Source organism: Achromobacter sp. GbtcB20 (genome assembly GCF_019091095.1).
Classification (GTDB): Bacteria; Pseudomonadota; Gammaproteobacteria; order Burkholderiales; family Burkholderiaceae_B; genus Achromobacter; species Achromobacter mucicolens.
In genome coordinates, this window is record NZ_JAGXJZ010000982.1 from 1 (window position 1) to 229 (window position 229).

1 protein-coding gene is annotated in these 229 nt (G+C 57.2%); it reads left to right on the plus strand.

The features are described 5' to 3' along the window. Positions 1–229, plus strand: a 229-nt coding sequence (locus KVT32_RS31920; protein WP_217619616.1) for a hypothetical protein, incomplete at both ends; no start/stop codon positions are given.

Below are 229 nucleotides of genomic sequence, written 5' to 3' on the forward strand. Positions count from 1 at the left end.
GCAGAGCAGACATACCGCCGCGACCTTTCAATGTCTATGGGTCCGAGTTGGTACAAGGAGGACCAGCTTGGCCTCCTCATCACCGCATTACGTCATCTCCCCGTAACCGGCGGCGCGATGTTGTCGTTGCCCAAAGTAGCTGGGCTTTTGGAGCGCGCCTCAGGAGAGCTTACTTTCCAGCGGTTTGCCAGGCATGCCAAATCCGAACTTATCGCCGAACTAAGCCGTC